We start from the raw sequence: 3,235 nt of genomic DNA on the forward strand, positions 1-3,235 counted from the left end.
CGACGGGTACTGCACGCATGAGAAGGCGCATCTGGCCGATGGGCTGGTGATGGACGACATCATCGAATGCCCCAAGCACAATGGCCGCTTCAACTACAAGACGGGTGTGGCCCGAGGCGCACCGGTATGCGTCAATCTCGCCACCTATCCAGTGAAGGTCGAGGCTGGCAAAGTGATGATCCAGATCGGCTGACCTGCCGCCGAATGCAACTGAGGGAACCCATTTGATGAGCCGAAAAAGACCGACGGTGGCGGATTTGCGCGCCATGAAGGGCAAGCGACAGCTGACCATGCTGCGCGTGCTGACGATGGACGAGGCCGAGGCCGCGGAGCGCGCAGGGGTCGACATCGTCTCGGTGCCGCCCGAACTGGTGCTCAACCCGCAATACCGGGACGCCGCACCCAGCCTGTTCACCATGCCGGGCGACAATTTCTACGAGATCGGAACGGCGGACGATTTCGTGCGCTGGGCTTTCCGGCTCTACAAGGCCGGCGCCGACGCGGTCTATTGCAGCGCCGGCTACGCCACGATCAAGCGGATGGCCGATGACAATATCCCGGTGATCGGCCATGTCGGGCTGATCCCGTCACGGGCCACCTGGACCGGCGGCTTCAAGGCGGTAGGCAAGACCGCCGACACCGCCATGGAGGTCTTCGCGGCGGTGAAACAACTGGAGGCCGCAGGCGCCATCGGCGCCGAGATCGAGGTCGTCCCGGTCGAGGTGGCCAAGGCGATCTCGGAACGCACATCGCTGATCATGCTGTCGATGGGAGCGGGCACCGGTTGCGATGCGCAATATCTGTTCGCCGACGACATCCTCGGCCAGAACCGGGGCCACATGCCTCGCCATTCCAAGGTCTACCGCAACTTCGCCGCCGAATATGATCGTTTGCAGGCCGAGCGCATCGCCGCGTTCTCGGAGTATGTTGCCGATGTCAACAGTCTCGCCTATCCCGAAGACAAGCATGTGGTGCATATGGATCCGGCTGAGCTCAGCCTGTTCATGAAAAGGGTCGACAGGGCGTGAAATCTCAAGGCAATGATGCGACGGACGAGGCCGCGCCGGTTCATATTCTTACGCTTTCCTGCGAGGACCGGCCGGGGATCGTCGCCGCCGTCACGGCGGAGCTTGCCGCGAACGGCGCCAACATCGCCGAAAGCAGCCAGTTCTGGGACCGGCAGACCAATCGCTTTTTCATGCGGATCGCCTTCATCAGCCCGCCAGGCTCGACCAGGGACAGCCTGGAGCGGGCCTTGAAATCAAGTGTCGACCGGTTCGGCATGAAGACCGCGCTCGTCGATCAGGGGCGCCGCCCGAAGATCATCGTCATGGTCTCCAAGTTCGACCACGCGCTTCTCCATCTGCTGTACCAGATCAGGGTCGGCTGGCTGAACGCGGAGGTTGCCGCCGTCGTCTCCAACCACGAGGATGCCCGCCGCTTCGCCGAGCTGGAGGGCATCCCCTACCACCATTGGCCGACCACCAGGGAGAACAAGGCCGAACAGGAACAGAAGCTGCTGGACCTGGTGCAGCAAACAGGGGCTGAACTGGTCATCCTGGCGCGCTACATGCAGGTCTTTTCAAAAGGCCTGTCGGACCGGCTGTTCGGACGGGCGATCAACATCCACCATTCCTTCCTGCCGAGCTTCAAGGGCGCCAAGCCGTATCACCAGGCCTTCGACCGCGGCGTCAAGCTGATCGGTGCGACGGCGCATTACGTCACCTCCGACCTCGACGAGGGTCCGATCATCGATCAGGAGACCGAACGCGTCACCCATGCGATGAGCGCCGAGGACTTCGTCGCTGTCGGGCGCGACATCGAAAGCCGGGTGCTGGCGCGCGCCGTCAAGTTGCATCTCGAAGCCCGCGTCATGCTCAACGGCCACAAGACCATCGTCTTCTGAGAAGCCACGTCAGGCCGGCCAACTGCCGCCGGCGAGCGCGGCGTAAAGCGTCTCGGCGTCGATACCGAGCGGCCGGTCCTCTTTCAGCATGGGGACGAGCGAGCGTATCGCCGTGTGAATTGCGGCGGTGCGTGGCGCCAATGTGAAGCCGTCGCGCAGGTCGATGGCCTGTGCGGCGGCCATCAATTCGAAGGCGATCAGGCGGCGCCACAGCGCGATCATCCCGGCGCATTTTGCCACCGCCAGAGGCGTCTGCGTGGCGTGATCCTCGACGCCTTCCGACACGGCCAGGAAGTCGAGCATCACCGGATTGGCCTTGTGGCGGATGGCGGCCAGGATCGACGTCACCGTCTTCTGCAGCGGTACGAGGCCGGCCGAGGCGCCGCCGACCGGCGACAGATATTTCGGCAGGCCATTGCGGCCGGAACCGGTGAGCTGGATGAAGCGCGCGGCACTGGCCGCGGCACATTGGGCGATCGCCAGGCCGAGCGTCTCGAAGGCGAGCGCCAGCGAGGCTGTGTGGAAATTGCCGGTCGACAGCACCAGTCCATCATCGCCCAGCACCAGCGGGTTGTCGGCGGCGGCGTTGAGTTCGATCTCGACAGCCTGTCTCGCCTGACCGATCGCCTCGATCAGCGCGCCATGGATCGACGGCATGCAGCGGATCGACAGCGGGTCCTGCAAGGTGGTCGGCGCCGGCGCCTCGTCTCGGGCGAGCAGATCGTGCAGCACCTTGGCTGCTTGCTGCTGGCCTGCCGCCGGACGCGCCATATGCAGGCGCGGATCGAGGATGGTGCGGTTGGCACCGATGCCTTCCATTGTCAGCGCACCGGCCTGCTGTTGCTGGGCAAGGGCGCGCAATGCATCCGTCACCGCAAGTGCGCCGCTGCCGGCGGACACCGCCGAGGCGTTGATCAGCGACAGGCCGTCCTTGGGCGCCAGGCTGATGGGGGCGAGGCGCGCCATCATCAGCGCCTTGGCCGCCGGCATGAGACGGCCCTGATAGTCGGCTTCGCCATCGGCGGTGAGCATGCGGGCGAGTGCTGTCATCAACACCAGGTCACCGGCGCCGATCGAGCCGAGCGACGGCATGACGGGATGGACGCCGGCATTGAGCGCGTCGACCAAAGCGACGAAGACGGAAGGCGACAGGCCGGAGCCGCCGACCGACAGCATCGACGCACGGGCAAGCATGGTTGCCCGCACGGCTTCAACCGGCAGCACCTCGCCGACGGCGCCACTGCGTCCTTCCAGGAGCTGGCGCTGGAAGGCGCCGGCGTCGCCGTCGACCGCGGTGCCGAGATTGGCGCCGAGCCCGGTGTTCAGGCC

The 3,235-nt window shown here is 65.2% G+C and carries 4 protein-coding genes; 3 read left to right on the plus strand and 1 reads right to left on the minus strand.

Annotation, left to right across the window (positions count from 1 at the left end; genetic code table 11):
• The 3 genes from EN893_RS25600 to purU all read left to right on the plus strand — a co-directional run.
• Nucleotides 1–193 (plus strand): Rieske 2Fe-2S domain-containing protein (locus tag EN893_RS25600; protein ID WP_164901096.1); only part of this gene is annotated, 193 nt, incomplete at its 5' end.
• A 34-nt stretch (nucleotides 194–227) separates the two neighbouring features.
• Nucleotides 228–1,028: a 3-methyl-2-oxobutanoate hydroxymethyltransferase gene (locus tag EN893_RS25605; RefSeq protein WP_127270894.1), complete on the plus strand. Its 801-nt coding sequence runs from the start codon at nucleotides 228–230 to the stop codon at nucleotides 1,026–1,028.
• Nucleotides 1,025–1,906, plus strand: a complete 882-nt coding sequence (gene purU / locus EN893_RS25610; protein WP_127270892.1) for a formyltetrahydrofolate deformylase — start codon at nucleotides 1,025–1,027, stop codon at nucleotides 1,904–1,906. The genes EN893_RS25605 and purU overlap by 4 nt, the downstream gene beginning before the upstream one ends.
• A gap of 9 nt (nucleotides 1,907–1,915) precedes the next feature.
• Here purU and EN893_RS25615 read toward each other — a convergent pair.
• Nucleotides 1,916–3,235: aromatic amino acid lyase (locus tag EN893_RS25615; protein ID WP_164901097.1), on the minus strand; the 1,320-nt coding region annotated here is incomplete at its 5' end.

Source organism: Mesorhizobium sp. M7A.F.Ca.CA.004.04.2.1 (assembly GCF_004022825.1).
Lineage (GTDB): Bacteria > Pseudomonadota > Alphaproteobacteria > Rhizobiales > Rhizobiaceae > Mesorhizobium.

Coding starts and splice junctions, on each gene's coding strand:
- EN893_RS25605 (WP_127270894.1), top strand. CDS start 228: ATGAGCCGAAAAAGACCGACGGTGGCGGATTTGCGCGCCATGAAGGGC.